Source organism: bacterium, assembly GCA_023228325.1.
Lineage (GTDB): Bacteria > Auribacterota > UBA6266 > UBA6266 > UBA6266 > UBA6266.
On record JALOBK010000001.1, the window covers coordinates 1,543,279 to 1,560,544 of the forward strand.

At 42.4% G+C, this 17,266-nt stretch carries 18 protein-coding genes; 15 read left to right on the plus strand and 3 right to left on the minus strand.

Going from position 1 to position 17,266, the window contains the following annotated elements; translation table 11 throughout:
* The first annotated feature begins 114 nt into the window (after window positions 1-114).
* A complete protein-coding gene (gene glgP, locus M0R36_07390) occupies window positions 115-1,842 on the plus strand; it encodes an alpha-glucan family phosphorylase (protein ID MCK9555621.1) in 1,728 nt (575 codons plus the stop codon).
* Between the two features lie 21 nt (window positions 1,843-1,863).
* Here glgP and metF read toward each other — a convergent pair whose 3' ends face one another.
* Complete coding sequence (gene metF / locus M0R36_07395; GenBank protein ID MCK9555622.1) at window positions 1,864-2,730, minus strand: methylenetetrahydrofolate reductase [NAD(P)H]; 867 nt, start codon at window positions 2,728-2,730, stop codon at window positions 1,864-1,866.
* A 153-nt stretch (window positions 2,731-2,883) separates the two neighbouring features.
* Between metF and M0R36_07400 the strand changes: the two genes are divergently transcribed.
* From M0R36_07400 to M0R36_07440, 9 genes are all read left to right on the plus strand, one after another.
* Window positions 2,884-4,026 (plus strand): Na/Pi symporter, encoded by a 1,143-nt coding sequence (locus tag M0R36_07400; GenBank protein ID MCK9555623.1) that lies wholly within the window; start codon window positions 2,884-2,886, stop codon window positions 4,024-4,026.
* A gap of 26 nt (window positions 4,027-4,052) precedes the next feature.
* Window positions 4,053-4,745 carry a hypothetical protein gene (locus M0R36_07405; GenBank protein ID MCK9555624.1) on the plus strand — a complete coding sequence of 231 codons (693 nt, stop codon included), beginning with the start codon at window positions 4,053-4,055 and terminating at the stop codon, window positions 4,743-4,745.
* A gap of 8 nt (window positions 4,746-4,753) precedes the next feature.
* Window positions 4,754-5,386: a phosphatidylserine decarboxylase gene (locus M0R36_07410; GenBank protein MCK9555625.1), complete on the plus strand. Its 633-nt coding sequence runs from the start codon at window positions 4,754-4,756 to the stop codon at window positions 5,384-5,386.
* Window positions 5,383-6,147, plus strand: a complete 765-nt coding sequence (gene pssA, locus M0R36_07415) for a CDP-diacylglycerol--serine O-phosphatidyltransferase (GenBank protein ID MCK9555626.1) — start codon at window positions 5,383-5,385, stop codon at window positions 6,145-6,147. Before M0R36_07410 ends, pssA begins: the two co-directional genes overlap by 4 nt.
* Complete coding sequence (locus tag M0R36_07420; GenBank protein ID MCK9555627.1) at window positions 6,140-6,406, plus strand: hypothetical protein; 267 nt, start codon at window positions 6,140-6,142, stop codon at window positions 6,404-6,406. The genes pssA and M0R36_07420 overlap by 8 nt, the downstream gene beginning before the upstream one ends.
* The gene (locus tag M0R36_07425; protein ID MCK9555628.1) at window positions 6,407-7,219 is read left to right on the plus strand and encodes a serine/threonine protein kinase; all 813 of its coding nucleotides are present in this window, start codon (window positions 6,407-6,409) and stop codon (window positions 7,217-7,219) included.
* A gap of 76 nt (window positions 7,220-7,295) precedes the next feature.
* Window positions 7,296-8,405, plus strand: coding sequence for a L,D-transpeptidase family protein (locus M0R36_07430; protein MCK9555629.1), 1,110 nt, complete (start codon window positions 7,296-7,298; stop codon window positions 8,403-8,405).
* A 19-nt stretch (window positions 8,406-8,424) separates the two neighbouring features.
* A complete protein-coding gene (locus M0R36_07435) occupies window positions 8,425-9,420 on the plus strand; it encodes an acetyl-CoA carboxylase carboxyltransferase subunit alpha (GenBank protein MCK9555630.1) in 996 nt (331 codons plus the stop codon).
* Window positions 9,386-9,844, plus strand: a complete 459-nt coding sequence (locus M0R36_07440; protein ID MCK9555631.1) for an N-acetyltransferase — start codon at window positions 9,386-9,388, stop codon at window positions 9,842-9,844. Before M0R36_07435 ends, M0R36_07440 begins: the two co-directional genes overlap by 35 nt.
* On the opposite strand, the gene M0R36_07445 is transcribed toward M0R36_07440, so the two are convergent.
* Window positions 9,839-10,369 (minus strand): NUDIX hydrolase, encoded by a 531-nt coding sequence (locus M0R36_07445; GenBank protein ID MCK9555632.1) that lies wholly within the window; start codon window positions 10,367-10,369, stop codon window positions 9,839-9,841. The two genes, M0R36_07440 and M0R36_07445, sit on opposite strands and share 6 nt — an antisense overlap.
* A 118-nt stretch (window positions 10,370-10,487) precedes the next feature.
* Between M0R36_07445 and leuC the strand changes: the two genes are divergently transcribed.
* The 5 genes from leuC to truA all read left to right on the plus strand — a co-directional run bounded on the left by leuC (window position 10,488) and on the right by truA (window position 15,295).
* Window positions 10,488-11,753 (plus strand): 3-isopropylmalate dehydratase large subunit, encoded by a 1,266-nt coding sequence (leuC, locus tag M0R36_07450; protein MCK9555633.1) that lies wholly within the window; start codon window positions 10,488-10,490, stop codon window positions 11,751-11,753.
* Window positions 11,754-11,767: 14 nt separating this feature from the next.
* Window positions 11,768-12,283, plus strand: coding sequence for a 3-isopropylmalate dehydratase small subunit (locus M0R36_07455; protein MCK9555634.1), 516 nt, complete (start codon window positions 11,768-11,770; stop codon window positions 12,281-12,283).
* Window positions 12,283-13,341: a 3-isopropylmalate dehydrogenase gene (locus M0R36_07460; protein MCK9555635.1), complete on the plus strand. Its 1,059-nt coding sequence runs from the start codon at window positions 12,283-12,285 to the stop codon at window positions 13,339-13,341. Before M0R36_07455 ends, M0R36_07460 begins: the two co-directional genes overlap by 1 nt.
* A gap of 29 nt (window positions 13,342-13,370) precedes the next feature.
* Window positions 13,371-14,384 carry an aspartate-semialdehyde dehydrogenase gene (locus M0R36_07465; protein ID MCK9555636.1) on the plus strand — a complete coding sequence of 338 codons (1,014 nt, stop codon included), beginning with the start codon at window positions 13,371-13,373 and terminating at the stop codon, window positions 14,382-14,384.
* Between the two features lie 119 nt (window positions 14,385-14,503).
* The gene (truA, locus tag M0R36_07470; protein ID MCK9555637.1) at window positions 14,504-15,295 is read left to right on the plus strand and encodes a tRNA pseudouridine(38-40) synthase TruA; all 792 of its coding nucleotides are present in this window, start codon (window positions 14,504-14,506) and stop codon (window positions 15,293-15,295) included.
* An 8-nt stretch (window positions 15,296-15,303) separates the two neighbouring features.
* On the opposite strand, the gene M0R36_07475 is transcribed toward truA, so the two are convergent.
* Complete coding sequence (locus tag M0R36_07475) at window positions 15,304-17,265, minus strand: hypothetical protein (GenBank protein MCK9555638.1); 1,962 nt, start codon at window positions 17,263-17,265, stop codon at window positions 15,304-15,306.
* Between the last annotated feature and the right edge of the window lies 1 nt (window position 17,266).

The window sequence follows — 17,266 nt, forward strand, 5'->3', positions numbered from 1 at the left end:
CAGATAGATTCTAATTTGCAAGCAAAAAAAGACCGGGTTGCCGTGTCTGTTAATCAGAAATTTGTAGATAAAATTTTAACACTCTGATAATATCCCTCACATTGGAGGACAACTATGAAAACAGTACCGATAAAAAAGAAGAACAGGCTTGTTGCTTATTTCTGTATGGAAATGGGTTTTGTGAACGAAATTCCGACTTATAGCGGCGGGCTGGGAATACTTGCGGGGGATACCATTAAGGCTGCGGCCGACCTGGCCGTTCCCATGGTTGGAGTGACCATGCTTAATCTTAAAGGCTATTTCAGGCAGAAGCTTGATGAATGGGGAAACCAGACAGAGGAAGACCTGTTCTGGCACCCGGAAGAGTTTATGAAGCTTCAGAAACCTGTTGTTTCCGTAAAACTTGAAGGAAAAGATATTTTTATAAGGTCATGGGAATATATCATTAAGGGTGTCAGGGGATATCAAATACCGGTATATTTTCTTGATACGGATTTTGATAAGAATGATGAGTATTACAGGACATTGACTCATCATCTTTACGGGGGGGATGACAGGTACCGGCTCCTTCAGGAAGCGGTTATGGGTATCGGCGGTATTAAAATACTTGAAGAGCTGGGGTATAAAAACATCAGGAAGTACCATATGAATGAAGGGCATGCTGCTCCCCTTGCCCTGGAGTTGCTCTACAGGACAAGAAAAGATGATATGCCGCCTGAAAAGATTGAAAGTTATGACCTCGAAAAGGTTCAGAGGAAATGTGTGTTTACGACACATACTCCTGTCCCTGCCGGCCATGATAAATTCAACATGGACCTTGTAAAAAGTATTTTTAAGGAAACCAATCATGAGAACATTCCGGGAGAGCTTTTATATGACGGCATGCTCAATATGACCTATCTTGCGCTGAAGTGCAGCGAATTTTATAATGCTGTTTCTAAAAAACACCGCGATATATCCCTTGAAATGTTTCCCGGCTTTGACATACATGCGATAACCAATGGAGTACATTCTCTTACATGGACGTCGGAGCCTTTTAAGAAGCTTTACGATAAGTATTTGCCGGATTGGAAGTTAGATCCTTTTACATACTTAAGGGAGGCGTTTGAATTTCCTTCCGAAGAACTCTGGAGCGCGCATATGGAGGCAAAAAAAGAGTTCCTGGATTATGTTAACAAAAAAAATAATTCAAAAATGAAACCCGAAGTTTTTACTATCGGGTTTGCGCGCCGGGCAACGGGTTATAAGCGGGCGGATTTAATATTGTCGGATTCGCGGCGGCTTGTTGAAATAGCTGAAAAAGCGGGACCTATTCAGATCGTTTTTTCCGGAAAGGCGCATCCTAAAGACCAGACAGGTAAGGATAATATCAAAAGGATCTTTGAAGTAAAAAAACAGATGAAAGACCGGGTTTCCATTGAATATCTTGAAAACTATGATATAAAAATCGGAGGTTTGATCACTTCGGGTGTTGACCTCTGGCTGAATAATCCCGTTCGGCCTCTCGAAGCTTCAGGGACAAGCGGTATGAAGGCGTCTCACAATGGGATACCTAACCTGAGTGTGCTGGACGGGTGGTGGATAGAAGGGCATATCGAAAACCTGACCGGTTGGTCTATCGGGCCCAGGGATCACAGAATATTGAAAGAACAGTATCATCCCGAAAAAGATGTTTTTGACCTTTATAATAAGCTTGAATATGTGATAATCCCGCTGTTTTATGACAACCGCGGCCAGTGGATACGCATGATGAAGGCGTCTATAGCGATTAACGCGTCTTTCTTCAACACTTACAGGATGCTGCAGCAGTATGTAAGCAAAGCGTATTTCCATCACCTGTAAAACAGCGGCGGGATAAAATCTTTATTTTTGTGAAAGGTTGTTCCAGATTTTCCGTGTAGCTTCCGATTTATTGAATGTGTAGAAGTGTATGCCCGGAGCGCCTTGCGCAAGCAGTTCGCTGCATTGTTTTGTGGCGTAGTCGACCCCGAAATTTTTTATTGAGGCCGGATCATCCTTGAATTTTTCCAGTTTGGCTTTTACATCTTCGTGTATGCTGCACCCGCACATCTTTTGTATTTTTGATATCTGGTTGTATCCTGTTATGGGCATAATGCCCGGTATAACAGCGTTTTTAATGCCTTTCCTTCTGATTTTTTCAACGAAAGAATAATAATATTCGTTATGGAAAAAAAGCTGGGTAATTATAAATTCCGCCCCGGCATTGATTTTTTCTTTAAGATGGTTGATGTCAGTATCTATGTCCCGGCAATCTTTATGGCATTCCGGATAACCGGCTACTCCGATACAGAAGCCGTCAAGCTTCTTTATAAAGCTTACAAGGTCGGCGGCATACAGGAAATCATTTTTTACTTTGCTCATTTCGGGATAATCTTCCGGGATATCGCCCCGCAGAGCCAGAATATTTGAAATATTGAGTTTTTTCAGTTTTGACACGATTGAAGAAATCTCTTCGGCGCCGGAACCTATGCATGTCAGGTGGGCCATTATTTCGCATTTCAGGCTTTTCTTGATTTTTTCTATCAATTCAAGGGTCTTTTTTCTTGTGCTTCCCATTGCGCCGTAGGTTATGGAGATAAAAGCCGGGCCGATTTTTTCAAGCTCGGATATTGTCTTGTAAAGAGATATCAATCCCTCCCCGGTTTTGGGCGGGAAGAATTCAAAGGAAAATGATGGGTTCGTCTTTTTTAATATTTCCGTGATTTTCATAGCGTGCCTTATACAGCTTTAAGTTTCATATATATTATTAAAGTGTATAAAATTTTACAAAGCAAAATATGAAAAAATTATAGCATTGAAAACTTTTGTGATAGTATGATATAAATTCGGCAATTTAAACCGGAAATCGAAAGGGATTAAAGGATGAACCGCATCATCGGGAAATTATTCAGATCTGAATCAAACGCGCATAGTTTTATTAAAGCCGTAATCGCTGTTTTTCTGGTTTACTTGTTTCTGGTCAGTATAAAAATGATGGGTTCGTCATTTAAAATGTTCGGCAGAAATTTTGCCGAAATGCTGATAAATTCGACATCCAACAGGTTTATAGGCCTTTTTATAGGTATACTTGCAACCAGTATCATACAGTCTTCCTCTACCGTTACGTCTATTGTGGTGGGCCTGGTCGGAGGAGGGATGCTTACCGTCACAAATGCAATACCGATAGTGATGGGAGCCAATATAGGGACAAGCGTTACAAACACACTCGTCTCGCTAGGGCATATTACAAGGAAAGAGGAATTTGAAAGGGCATTCCACGGGGCAATCCTGCACGATCATTTCAATGTCCTTACCGTGATGATACTTTTTCCCCTTGAGATGGCTACGGGTTTCCTGCAGAAATCGGCAGGTTTCTGCGCGAAGTATGTTATGGACATAAAATTCATAAGCGGAGAAGGCTTGTTTTCGAAGGTAATAGGAGCGCCCGTAAATATCCTGAAGGAATATATTACGAACGGCTTGTGCGTTAGTGATGTGGCGGCGGGCATAATAATGATTTCGATATCGTTTGTTATTTTATTTATTTCTTTGACTCTTATAGTGAAAGTAATGAGATCCATGATGCTTTCCAGAGTGGAAGCTTTTTTCGACAGGTATGTTTTCCGGCACGGGATGTTAAGCTTGCTTCTGGGGCTGGTCCTTACATCTTTTGTTCAGAGCAGTTCAGTTACCACGTCGCTTGTAGTGCCTATAATGGGCGCGGGTATACTGACGCCTGCGCAGGTATTCCCGTATATGATGGGGGCTAATATAGGGACGACGGTAACGGCTATGCTTGCCGCTTTGGCAACTGCAAGCCAGCCGGCCATTGTCGTCGCGTTTGTCCATCTGATGTTCAACTCATTTGGCGTGATGATATGGTATCCTCTTAAAAAAGTCCCTTTGAAGATTTCTGATTGGGTATCGACATATTGTATAACCAAAAGAAGGAATGCGGTAATTTACATTTTAACGGTGTTTTTTGTCCTGCCCGCGCTTCTTATATTTTTAAGCAGGCTTTTTTGATATAATAAGAGAAAGGAGCTGGAAGAATGTTTAAAAGGATAATAAATATATGGAGGAATAAAAGGCCTCTTCAAAGTATGATGTCTGAATTTGAATCTATGCTTGTAGATGCGGAATGGATGTTTGTCAACGCGAAAGACGTATTTACCGCGAGATTACAGCCCGAAATAATCAGGGATGAATTGTATATGAGGGATATAAAGATTAACAAAAATGAGCGTTTGATAAGAAGGCAGATAGTAACGCACCTGTCGGTTAACCCCGAAATGGATATTCCTTCCTGCCTTGTGCTTATGAGTATAGTAAAGGATGCCGAGAGGATAGGCGACTATTGCAAAAACATATTCCAGGTTGCCGAAAAATTTAAATTCGGTAAACAGGTTTTTAAGGATAAATACTTTGAAGAGATTAATGCCATAGGAGAAGAGATTAAGGTCAATTTCCAAAGGACGAAAGAGGCCTTTGCCGAGGAAAATGAAGAAAAAGCGCTTAAATCCATAGGCGCTTCGATTCAGATAGGCAAGAAATGCGATGCTATAATAAATTCTATTCTGGATGACAGGCTAAATTGCAATAAAGGGGTGGTATATGCTCTGATAGCGAGGTATTTCAAAAGAGTGGACGGGCATTTATCCAATATTTCGACTTCCGTTGTAAGCCCGATCGAGAACCTTGATTTTTCGAGGAAAATCCAGAATAAGATATCAGAAGAGAATTAATTCATAAAATGAAAATTCCTTTGGCTAGAGAAGGCTATTTCCATATTTTAATTTCACTGTTCGCTTTTGTATTATTCGTAACCCTGCGGTATTATACGGCGGGTTTTATCCTTCTTTTTGCTTCTTTGTTTCTGGTATGTTTTTTCAGGCAGCCCCAAAGGCGGATTGTTTATAAGAGAGGAATGGTGCTATCTCCCGCCGACGGCAGGGTTGTTCAGATAAAACGTGTTGTCCCCGGCGCGTTCTTTGATAAGGAAGTTACAAGAGTCAGTATTTTTATGTCGGTGTTTAATGTGCATGTGAACCTTGCCCCCATAGGAGGCAAAATCGTTTTTATGGAGCATTCGAAAGGGAAGTATTTAAATGCCGTTAACCCGAAAGCCTCGGAACTGAATGAAGCATGCGCCATAGGCTTTGAGTCTGAAGGAGAGCGTGTTTTAATTAAGCAGCTGGCCGGTTTGATAGCAAGACGCATAAAAAATCGCGTAAAAGTTTCCGAAATTGTGAATGCCGGTGATAAAATAGGAATAATAATGTTCGGTTCAAGAGTTGATGTTTTTATGGATGAGAGTTTCAGTTTGAAAGTCGATCTGGGCCAGAAGGTTAAGGCAGGGCTGACGCTGATAGGGGAGAAAACTTGAAAAGGATTTATATATTACCCAACCTGGTTACAACCGCCAATTTCCTGTGCGGCATTATAGCTCTCATGTGTATTTACAACGGGAATCTCAAACAGGCCGCTATGCTTGTTTTTCTTGCTATGGTATTTGATTTTTTTGACGGTTCCATTGCCAGAATCCAGGGATCCTACAGTAACTTCGGCATGGAATACGATTCGCTCGCCGATCTTGTATCATTCGGGATAGCGCCTGTATTCATAGTCTATGCGATGGCCTTGTCTAGAATGGGAAGGACGGGTATGGGCATATCCTTCCTTTATTGTACTTGCGCCGCGCTGCGTCTTGCCCGTTTTAACACTCAGATTTCATCAAGCCTTTCCGAGAAAAAGTCGTTTCGCGGTCTGCCTACACCGGCCGCCGCGGGCCTTATAGCAATGATGTTTATAACGGTTGAAAAGTATAGAATCCCATATGATTCATGGATGGTCATTTTTACTTTTCCCCCGGTTCTGGTTCTTCTTTCTTACCTGATGGTGAGCAATATCAGGTATCCCACCCTTTATGATTTTAACGTTTTCAGGCAGAAAAACTTTCTATATCTCGTCCTGATAGTAATCTGTATCGGGGTTGTATTATTGAATATAGAAATTTCTCTTCTGTTCCTGTTCATGTTTTATGCGCTGGCCGGGCCTTTGAGCAATGCGAAACCGGCGCGCAAATGGTTTTATGGTGTTAAAGATAAGAATTTACCTGCCGGTAAGGAAAGGGTAAAAGATGATTGATAAAAAATGGGTTCGGGAACTGGATGGCATGGTTGCGAGAATACGCGGACATGCGCATAACATCAATAACCTGATGACAGTTGTATTCGGAAGAGTTGAATTGCTTCTTTACAGAAGCGACCTGGAAAAAAAGGCAAGGGATGATTTGAAGTCCGTGCAGGAAAACGCGCAGAAGGCTATGCAGATGCTGAAGGAGATATCAAGAGAGTCGAAAGACATGCAGTTAAAATTGAAAAGTGATTCGGAAGACACCAAATAAATGGAATTCAGGAAATACCATATAGTAAAAAAAATCGGACACGGAACATTTTCTGAAGTTTATGAGGTTAAAGAGCGTGAAACGGGGGAACATTTTGCGTTAAAGCTGTTCAGCCCGATGTCGAATTCAGGCGCTAATGCAAAGAACAAATTTCTTTACGGGGCGAAAGTAGCGCAAAAGATTAAAGGCGAAAATATTGTCAAAGTCCTTGATATATGCTCAGAGGGCGATTCTGTTTTTTATGTCATGGAACTTATTGACGGCGGCCGGTTAAGAGATGCTATTGCGGACAAGTCTTTAAAAAATATTAAATTGCTGCTGGATATCATGGTGTCCGTCGCCTATGGTGTTAATGCGATTCACAAAGCTGGTTTTATTCACCGGGATATGAAACCGGAGAATATCCTTCTGACACAGGAAAAGAAGGTGAAGATAATTGATTTCGGGTTGGCTGTTCCCAAAAAGAATTTTTTTTGGAATAATTTCAATGTATCAGGCAGCCCGTCTTACATTTCTCCCGACCAGATCCTGAACAAAAGAGTTGATGAGAGGTGTGACATATATTCTATCGGCATTATTTTTTATGAAATGGTTGCGGGTAATGTGCCTTTTACGGGCAGTTCAAAGGAAGAAGTTTACAGGCTTCACCTTAATCCCAGGTCTTTGCCTAAACCATTATCCCGGCCAAACGGCAGGAATATTGATAAGCTTGAAAATATAATTTTAAAATGTCTTGATAAAGATAAAAGTAAAAGGTATCCCAGCGCGGGGTTTGTGATAAGGGATTTGAACTACGTTAAAAGTTTGTATTAAGGGTCTAAAACAGGATGAGCTGTTTTAAGCTGGTAAATTGGTTATCTGATAATTTATTATATGCGGAGGAATTAAAATGAAAGCCAAACATTTCTTAATGCTTATTCTTATAGGTTTATTGATAGCGGGTGTTGTAATTGCGCATAAAGCTGTTTCCATGAAGATGGCAAACACCTCTTTTGAAGCAGGCCGGGAAATGTATTCGGCCGGTGATTATATCGCTGCTTCGGAGAAATTCCAGAGGGCCTACTCATCGCAGAAGGAAACCAATTTAGGCCGTGACAGCCTTATATATTATGCAAGGTGCCTGACAAAACTTAATAAACCCGAAGCCTTTGACGCATGGGAAAAAGTGGGACAATTAGGAAATATAGAGGACAGGAAAGCCGAAGTTCTTTATAACCTCGGTCTTTTTGCGTTTGAGAGCGGGGACCTTAATGCGGCGGAAAATTATTTTTCCGAAGTTCTGCGGAAATACAGTTCGGATGTTTTTGCCGGGTCAAGCAGTTATTTTATGGGGCTTATAGAACTCAAACAGGGCTATCCTGCCGCCGCGAAGGAAAGATTTGTCGATGTTGTAAGAAATTACCCGAATTCGGATTTTGCCGAAAGCGCCCAGGAAAAATTCGGGGATGCCAATATACTGATTCTCTTTTCCGAAAAGGAGAATCCTTTCGCTGAAAATTATATTGTCGAGAATGGCGATTCCCTTTCCAGGATAGCGAACAGGTATAATACAACGATTGATTTGATAAAGAATATTAACAAACTGGACACCGGACTTATAAGGGCAGGACAAAGCTTAAAGGTCCCCAAAGTTACATTTTCAATTTCGATTGATAAATCCCAGAACAAGCTTATGTTGTTGGCGGACAGCAAAATGTTTAAGATTTATACGGTAGGTACAGGCGTGGAAAATTCGACTCCGACGGGCAAGTTTAATATAATCAATAAAATTGAAAATCCGCCGTGGAAAGGCATCCCTCCCGAAGACCCGAGAAATATTTTGGGGAGCAGGTGGATGGGGTTTAATGAACCTTATAAAAGTTACGGGATACACGGGACAACAGAACCCGAGACCATAGGATATCAGAGCAGCGCGGGTTGTGTCAGGATGTATAATCACGATGTTGAAGAGATATTTAAAATAATACCTGTAGGGACAGAAGTAACGATTGTCGATTAAATGGACCAGTGGAGATACTATGAACGGCGGCGGGTTAGATTTTGAAAAACCGATATTGGAATTGGAAAGAAAAATTTCGGATTTGAGAAAATTCTCTGCCGAAGAGGGGATAGATGTTTCGGAAGAGATTAAAGGTCTTCAGGTCAAGCTGAAGAAGATAAAAGATGAAGTCTTTTCCGGGCTTTCGGCGTCACAGCGAGTGCAGATAGCCCGCCATCCGAAGAGACCTTATTTCCTTGATTACGCTGAAAGGATATTCAGCTCATTCCTTGAATTGCGCGGGGACAGGAGATTTTCGGATGACAGGGCTTTAATCGGGGGGCTTGCGGAAATAGATGACATTAAAATAATGGCGATAGGACATCAGAAAGGACGAGATACAAAAGAAAACCTGATGAGGAATTTTGGCTGCGCTCACCCCGAAGGATACAGAAAAGCGCTTCGCCTGATGAAAATCGCGGAAAAAACAGGAATCCCGGTGGTCTCTTTTATCGATACTCCCGGGGCTTATCCCGGAATAGGGGCGGAAGAAAGAGGGCAAGCCGAAGCGATAGCTGTAAATTTGAGAGAGATGTCTTTAATAAAAGTTCCTATAATATGCGTAATAATAGGAGAAGGCGGTTCCGGCGGAGCTCTTGGGATAGGAGTCGGCGACAGGATATTAATATTGCAGAATGCATATTATTCTGTTATCTCACCGGAAGGCTGCGCCGCGATATTATGGAAAGACAGGTCAAAAGCGAAAGTCGCCGCCGACGCGTTAAAACTCACGGCCGATGACCTGATAAAACTCGGAATAGTTGATGAGATTGTTAAGGAACCTTCGGGCGGGGCGCACAGGGATTCCGATGAAGTCGCCGGCAGTTTGAAAAAAGTTTTAGTAAGAAACTTAAAAGAACTGCAGAAAGTTCCTGTTTCAGAACTTACGCAAAGCAGGTATAATAAATTCAGGAAAATGGGTGTCTACGAAGGGAAGAAAAATGGAAGTAAAAATAAGAAAAGCAAAAATCAGTGACGCAAAACAAATCCACAGCTTGATCAAGTTTTACGCGGAAAAAGGAGACATGCTTGCCAGGCCTTTAAGCCTGATATATGAGAATATACGGGATTTCTGGGTGGCTACTGAGGAAGGGCTTCCTATCGGATGTTGCGCCCTTCATGTTGTATGGGGGGATCTGGCCGAAATAAAATCTCTGGCGGTCCATGAATCTTTTATGAGGCAGGGGATAGGCACAAAATTGGTGCAGTCGTGTTTGAAAGAAGCGGTTGAAATGGAAATGAAAAAGGTTTTTGCTTTGACGTATAAACCCCATTATTTCGAGAAACTCGGATTTGAAAAGGTATCAAAAGAAATTTTACCGCATAAAGTCTGGAGCGAATGCATAAACTGCCCGAAATTTCCGGATTGCGATGAAGTAGCGGTTTTGATGAATTTATAACTTTATGAGGGTTTTTAAAGCGAGAATGGCTATTATCGTTTTGCTGTCTTTTATTTTACCTTTTCGCACCATTTCCAGCGCTTTCGGGAGTTTTACCCTGCTGATTCTGATATTTTCATCGGATTCGGGCCTTGGTTTCCCTCTTTTTCCCGTTTCGGCTTTGTAAATGTGAATTACCTCATCACTGTAGCCGACACAGGGGTATAAATCCAAAAGTTTGGTTATGTTCTTTAATTTATATCCTGTTTCTTCCGCCATTTCACGCTTTATACAATCCAGTGGGGACTCATTTTTATCAATCCTGCCAGCCGGTATTTCGAAAAGGGTTTTTCCGACAGGATATCTGAATTGCCTGATAAGGATAATGCTATCCGGCTTTTCTACGGCTATTACGGCTGACGCTCCATTGTGCCTTATGACTTCGCGCTCGGCTTTTTCTCCATTAACAAGCTTGACAAGAGCCTTTTCAAGGTCTAATATCTTGCCTTTATAAATTATTTTTTTGGAAAGAGTTTTTTCTTTCATAACCGGATTAAATATTAAAAAATTACGTAAAATTGGGTTGCACTGAATTTGGTAAGATTATATAATTATCACTCTTAAATCGCAAAATATAAATATTGGGAAATTATAGGTTTATTATATGGGAATGACTATAACTGAAAAAATTTTAGCCGCTCATGCGCTTAGGGATAAAGTGTATCCCGGGGAATTGATTATTGCCGATGTGGATATTGCATTAGGTAATGATGTTACTGCTCCGATAGCAATAAGAGAATTCGAAAAAACGGGAGTAAAAAATGTATTCGATAAGGACAAGATTGTGCTTGTGCCGGACCATTTTACCCCGAATAAAGATATTGCCAGCGCGGAACACTGTAAAATTCTAAGGGATTTTGCGAAGAAATACGGGATAACCCATTATTTTGAAATAGGAGAAGTCGGGATAGAACATGTGCTTCTTCCCGAGCAGGGCATAGTTTTACCCGGGGAGATTGTAATAGGAGCTGACAGCCATACCTGCACTTACGGCGCTCTCGGAGCTTTTTCAACCGGTGTTGGAAGCACTGATCTGGCTGCGGCCATGGTTGAAGGCAAGGCATGGTTTAAGGTTCCGGAAACAATCAAGTTTGTGTATACCGGGAAGCTTAAAAAGTGGGTTTCCGGCAAAGACCTTATACTTTATACAATAGGCAGGATAGGAGTTGACGGCGCATTGTATAAGGCGATGGAATTTACGGGGCCTGCCTTGAAATATGTGGATATGGCGGGTCGTTTTTCGATGGCCAATATGGCGATTGAAGCCGGGGCTAAAAACGGTATTTTCATACCGGACAGCATAACTGAAGAATATGTGAGCCGGAGAGCGAAAAAGAAATACACTTTCTACGATAGCGATCCCGATGCTTCGTATTCGGATGTTATTAAAATAAATACGGACAGTATCGAGTTGCAGGTCGCATGTCCGAATCTTCCGGAAAATGTGAAGCCTGTTTCGGACCTCAGAGATGTTGAACTGGACCAGGTCGTTATAGGTTCCTGTACCAACGGAAGAATTGAAGATTTAAGAATAGCCGCCCGGATAATGAAAGGTCAGAAGGTTGCAAAATATTTGAGATGCATTATAATACCCGGTTCGCAGAAAGTCTATCTTGAAGCTTTGAACGAAGGGCTGATTGAAATATTTATCAAAGCCGGAGCGGTGGTTTCCACTCCCACGTGCGGGCCGTGTCTCGGGGGGCATATGGGAATACTTGCCGCCGGGGAAAAAGCTCTTGCCACGACAAACAGGAATTTTGTAGGCAGGATGGGACATCCGAAAAGCAAGGTTTATCTTTCGGGGCCGGCCGTGGCTGCCGCGTCTGCCGTAAAGGGCAAAATAGTTTCACCTGAAGAGATATTGAAGTAGTATGTCAGGAGCATATGATTATGTTTAAAGGCAAAGCGTGGAAATTCGGAAATGATATAAATACTGACGAGATAATTCCGGCCAGGTACCTTAACAGCTCTGACCCGGCTGAGTTGGCGAAGCATTGCATGGAAGACGCCGACCCTGATTTCATCAGAAAAATCTCGAAAGGGGATATCATAATAGGCGGTAAAAATTTCGGCTGCGGTTCTTCGAGAGAACATGCGCCTATATCCATAAAAGCGGCGGGAATCAGCTGTATTATAGCTGTTTCATTCGCGAGGATATTTTTTCGCAATGCTTTTAACATGGGGCTTCCGATTTTTAATTGTCCGGAAGCCGCTGAAAACATAAAAGAGGGGGATGAAATTCAGGTTAGCCCCGAAACCGGATTGATAAAGGATCTGACTACCGGGAAGGAATACGAAGCCAACCCCATACCGGAATTTATGAGAAATTTGATTAAATCCGGCGGGTTGATGAAATATGTTACGGCTCAAAGTGAAAAAAAATCTGAAAGGAATAAGTAATGAAAAAATCATATAAAATCGCGGTAATTCCGGGCGATGGGACAGGCCCCGAAGTAATAAATGAGGGTATTAAGGTTTTAAAGGCTGTTTCCCAGAAATTCGGGTTCAAACTTGATTTTGAAAATTATGATTTTGGAGGGGAACGTTATAAAAAAACAGGAGAAACCCTTCCTGAATCGGCCGTGAAAGAGCTCAGGAAAGTCGACGCGATTTATCTTGGCGCCATAGGGCATCCTGACGTAAAACCGGGAGTCCTTGAGAAAGGCATATTGCTGAATCTCCGTTTTTCTCTTGACCAGTATATTAATTTGAGGCCTGTCAAACTCTATCCGGGTGTTTGGACGCCCATCAAGGACAAGGAACCGGAGGATATAGATTTTGTGGTTGTGAGAGAAAATACGGAAGGCCTGTATGTGGGAACAGGCGGTTATCTGAAAAAAGGCACAAAAGATGAAGTGGCGGTTCAGGAATCCATTAATACGAGAAAAGGCGTTGAAAGATGCCTGAGATACGCGTTTGAAGTTACAAGAAAGAGGAATAAAACCAAAAAACTTACACTTTGCGGTAAAACCAACGTTTTAACATACGCTTTTGATTTGTGGGAGAGGGCATTCCATGAAATCGGCGAAAAAGATTATAAAGATATACAACGGGATTATGCCCATGTTGACGCAACATGTATGTGGATGGTTAAGAATCCCGAGTGGTTTGATGTTATCGTAACGGATAACATGTTCGGCGATATCATTACGGACCTTGGAGCGATGATCCAGGGCGGTATGGGTATAGCCGCAGGCGGAAATATCAACCCGGAAGGTGTTTCGATGTTTGAGCCTATAGGAGGTTCTGCTCCTAAGTATACGGGTAAAAATGTCATTAATCCTCTGGCTGCCATCTGCGCCGGGGGTATGATGCTGGAGGTTATAGGAGAGGAAAATGCCGGAAAAACGATAGAAAAAACCGTTATGGGCATAACACCTAAATTAAAGAGCCTTTCAGCCGGCAAGATGGGTTACAGCACGACTCAAGTAGGAGACCTTGTAGTCAGCGCTTTATAAAAAGAGGAATTAATTCAAAACGGAGAAATATGAAAAAGTATAATATTGCCATAGCCGGAATAACGGGCGCTGTAGGACAGGAAATTATTTCTATCCTGCAGGAAAAGAAATTCCCCGTGAATAACATTAAAGGGCTTGCGTCTGAACGGTCCGGGGGAAAGGAATTTGTATTTGGAGCTTCCTCAAAAAAGATAGAAATCCTTTCAGAAGATTCGTTTAAAAATATTGATATTGCTTTTTTCAGCGCAGGCGGGTCTGTCAGCAAAAGATTTGTTCCCTCCGCGGTAAAAGCGGGCGCTGTCGTTATAGATAATACAAGCGCTTTCCGGATGGAACCTGATATTCCCCTTGTTGTGCCGGAAATCAATGCCCATGAAGTGAAAAATTACAGAAAAAAGGGTATAATTGCAAACCCGAACTGCACTACCGCCGTAGCCCTGATGGGCATTGCGCCGATTCATAAGTTTTCACGTGTCAAAAGAATTGTTGCCTCGAGTTACCAGTCTGTTTCGGGGGCGGGCGCTAAGGCCATAAAAGAGCTTGAAGACCAGATATTGGATTGGGCAAACAAAAAAGAACTGAAAAGCGCTATTTTCCCTTATCAGATAGCATTTAATGTCATACCCCATATTGATGCTTTTGCCGGGAACGGTTTTACCAATGAAGAAATGAAACTTCATAATGAATCCAGGAAAATTCTGGGGGATAATAAACTGGTTGCGGTTTGCACTACTGTGAGGGTTCCTGTTTTCAGGGCGCATTCGGTTGCCGTAAATATTGAAACCGAGTCAAAAGTGACCGTTGAAAAAGCAAGGGAACTCATAAAAGGTTTTCCGGGTGTGCAGTTATATGATGACACTTCCCGAAATGTATATCCTATGCCTCTTTACTGGAGCGGCAAAGATGATTGCGCCGTGGGCAGGCTGCGCGAGGATTACAGCGTGCCCAACGGTTTGTCATTTTTTGTAGTAGGTGACCAGATCAGGAAAGGCGCCGCTCTTAATGCGGTGCAGATCGCGGAAGAACTGCTGAAGTATTTATAACGGCCCTGTATTTGTATAAGCCTGAAAAAATGAAATACAGGGTTGTGCTCTTATGTTAACCACTCCGTTTAGTGCCGTCTGAAGGATGCGGGTATCGGGAAGGATATCCCGGGTGCCGAATGAAACTGCCGCCGGCGGGAAAAATAATGGCTGCTGAAAGCGAAACTAAATTATCCCGAAACATAATACTGGTAATTGAGTATGACGGTTTGCTTTTCAGCGGCTGGCAAACCCAGAATAACGCTCCGACCGTACAGCATGCAATCGAGAAAACACTTGAAAAGATATTGTCCCATAGAGTCCGGGTTTCCGGTTCCGGCAGGACTGATGCCGGTGTTCATGCCAAAGCGCAAACAGCAAATTTTTTTACCGACAACGGTCTATCATGCCGGAAAATGCAGAAAGCTTTGAATGCATGGCTTCCCGAAGGAATATCCGTAAAAAAAGTGTCGGAAACGAATATTAATTTTCATTCCAGATATTCGGCAAAACTTAAACATTACAGATATATTATTTTCAACGGCAGAACACCGCCGGCACTTGAAAGAAACAGGGTCTGGTTTATCCCGTACCGTCTGGAAACAGGAAAAATGAAAAAGGCGGCTAAGCATCTTTTGGGCAGACATGACTTTTCTTCTTTTGGAGTTAACACTAAAGGGAAAACGGGTAACCCCGTAAAAACGATTTACAGTATAGATATAAAAAAGACCGGATCAAAAATACAGATTGATATTACAGGCGACGGTTTTCTCTATAAAATGGTGAGGAGTATTGTGGGAACGCTTGTGGATGCGGGCAGGGGAAAAAAGAAAACGGAGGAGATTAAAAAAATCTTGTCCAGCAGGAGCAGGTCAGGCGCCTCGCCGATAGCCCCGCCGCAGGGTTTGTATTTATACAGGGTTGTTTATTAGGATTAAACCTATTTCAGTTCAGGGTATATATCAAGATATTCGGTCTGCGCCGCGCTTGCGGGCGGCCAGAACCAGCCGTTTGGATCCCATGTTTGCGCAAGATAAAACTTTTCGACCAATGTTTTGAAGCACAGTAAAGACTCTTTGTATTTGCGCTGGTCAAAGTAGATTTTTCCCAGTATAAAAAGCGCGGTTCCCACATCATTCAATTTGTCGTATTTGAATATTTTTGCTTTTGATTTGTAATCCCCTTCTTCCCAGTAGATTAAATCCTTCTCGTTTTTCAGTTTTTCCTCCTGCTGTTTTACTGCTTCGGCTTTATATTTATCCGCGACTATGAGTGAGTATTCCTCCGCTAACAGGATATTGCCGTTGTTCAAATTGTCAAAAGCGCCTTTTAAAAGCCCTGACGAATTAAGGGCGGGAGGGAGCGACATGATATCGAAATCAAAATCTGCGCTGGGTATATCAATGGTTTTTATTTTCGGTAGTTTTGTCCTGCCGAACCTGCCCAGCGGTTTAAACGGGTTTATATAGGCGCAGATTATTCTCCAGCTTGTGGCGCTCGCGGCAGTCGGGTCGGTATTTGTGCTTTTTTCATGAGGAGTCAGCCAGCCGTCGGCAAAGGTGTAAATATAGGGTCTGGAGGAGTAAGGGATACCGGCTGTTTCGACTGTTTCTGCTTCGGATATTTTTTTAGCGAGATTATCCATGAGTTTGGCATAGTGTTCGGCCCTGCCTTTGCTGAAAAGATTGCCTTTATTCGCTTTTTGAGAATGGTAAGAACAGAGAAAATCCAGGACTTCAAGTGTTTGAGTGACTGAAGGGTCAATTAGATATTTTTTTTCTTCCACTTTCAGTTTGTCCATTTCGCCGAGGAAAAAAGTCGCGTTGTAAACGTAATAATCGGCTTTTTCAGCCATTTTAGCCGCGGCTTTCGGATATGTATCTTTTAGTTCCTTGAATTTTTCGATGTTATACTCGTGGAGAGCCATATATGTGTTGACCATCTGTCCGGTGCCTTCAAGCCATATGACCCTGTTCCTTCCGGTCTTTTCGGTGTTTGTTTTGTCGGTAAAATCGAACCCCTCAATCCCTTTGTCTTTGATCATAAATTCTTTTTCCGCGAATTCGACAAGAAAATCGGGGGCTATGCCGAAATTTTCATTTGTGAATTCCGGTGATAATGCGGTTATCATCCATGATATTGTGTCAAGCGCGAGTGTCCGGTCTAATCCGTTATCGTTAAAACCCCTGTAAACAACACCTGTTTGCTGGTCAAAAACTACGTTTTTAAGCCAGTCGGCGACGCCCCTTTTTTCTTTATGGAAAAAAGCCTTTTCGATTTCAGAATCCGCATTTTCTTCCAGGATTTTTGTAAGGGCATAATAATCTATATTGTTTTCGGTCGAGTAAACCTCTCTCCATGGCACCGTATCATTAAGGTAACTCATGGCTATGCCTCCGTCTTTATGCGGCATAGTGTCTCCCACCCACCTTACGATTTTTCTTGCGAGAGGTGAGTATCTTTCTGTGTTGGTGAATTTGTCATATTGCAGGGCGAGCAGGGCAATCCAGAGATTGGGGCCCGTGTGGATACGCGTTTCAATCCCGAAGTCTCCGGTTATGGTATTATAAAAATTTATGTAGCCCCTGTCATTCCAGCGGTTGTCGAAAAAAAGCAGTATTTTATCTGCGGATTCATAATCACCCATAAGGAGGAAGCATATTCCTGCTACAGCCTGATCATATGTGGATGCCTGCGCGGAAAGCTCGACATCTCCTGTTTCACTGAAGCTTTCCACAAGCCCAGTGGTTTGAGATTGTTGTAGTTTCAGCCAGAAATAGATTTTTTGCAGGTATTCGGCCGAAAACGATGAAATTTCAGCGCTTTCGGAACCGCAAAAAGAAACGGGTAAACCGGCAAAACAGATAATAAGCAGACAAAAAACAAATCTCTTAACAGGCATT

Excerpts from the sequence above, each read along its gene's own strand:
- glgP (MCK9555621.1), top strand. The coding sequence starts at position 115 with ATGAAAACAGTACCGATAAAAAAGAAGAACAGGCTTGTTGCTTATTTC.
- metF (MCK9555622.1), bottom strand. The coding sequence starts at position 2,730 with ATGAAAATCACGGAAATATTAAAAAAGACGAACCCATCATTTTCCTTT.
- M0R36_07400 (MCK9555623.1), top strand. The coding sequence starts at position 2,884 with ATGAACCGCATCATCGGGAAATTATTCAGATCTGAATCAAACGCGCAT.
- M0R36_07405 (MCK9555624.1), top strand. The coding sequence starts at position 4,053 with ATGTTTAAAAGGATAATAAATATATGGAGGAATAAAAGGCCTCTTCAA.
- M0R36_07410 (MCK9555625.1), top strand. The coding sequence starts at position 4,754 with ATGAAAATTCCTTTGGCTAGAGAAGGCTATTTCCATATTTTAATTTCA.
- M0R36_07420 (MCK9555627.1), top strand. The coding sequence starts at position 6,140 with ATGATTGATAAAAAATGGGTTCGGGAACTGGATGGCATGGTTGCGAGA.
- M0R36_07425 (MCK9555628.1), top strand. The coding sequence starts at position 6,407 with ATGGAATTCAGGAAATACCATATAGTAAAAAAAATCGGACACGGAACA.
- M0R36_07430 (MCK9555629.1), top strand. The coding sequence starts at position 7,296 with ATGAAAGCCAAACATTTCTTAATGCTTATTCTTATAGGTTTATTGATA.
- M0R36_07435 (MCK9555630.1), top strand. The coding sequence starts at position 8,425 with ATGAACGGCGGCGGGTTAGATTTTGAAAAACCGATATTGGAATTGGAA.
- M0R36_07440 (MCK9555631.1), top strand. The coding sequence starts at position 9,386 with ATGGAAGTAAAAATAAGAAAAGCAAAAATCAGTGACGCAAAACAAATC.
- M0R36_07445 (MCK9555632.1), bottom strand. The coding sequence starts at position 10,369 with ATGAAAGAAAAAACTCTTTCCAAAAAAATAATTTATAAAGGCAAGATA.
- leuC (MCK9555633.1), top strand. The coding sequence starts at position 10,488 with ATGGGAATGACTATAACTGAAAAAATTTTAGCCGCTCATGCGCTTAGG.
- M0R36_07455 (MCK9555634.1), top strand. The coding sequence starts at position 11,768 with ATGATTATGTTTAAAGGCAAAGCGTGGAAATTCGGAAATGATATAAAT.
- M0R36_07460 (MCK9555635.1), top strand. The coding sequence starts at position 12,283 with ATGAAAAAATCATATAAAATCGCGGTAATTCCGGGCGATGGGACAGGC.
- M0R36_07465 (MCK9555636.1), top strand. The coding sequence starts at position 13,371 with ATGAAAAAGTATAATATTGCCATAGCCGGAATAACGGGCGCTGTAGGA.
- truA (MCK9555637.1), top strand. The coding sequence starts at position 14,504 with ATGAAACTGCCGCCGGCGGGAAAAATAATGGCTGCTGAAAGCGAAACT.
- M0R36_07475 (MCK9555638.1), bottom strand. The coding sequence starts at position 17,265 with ATGCCTGTTAAGAGATTTGTTTTTTGTCTGCTTATTATCTGTTTTGCC.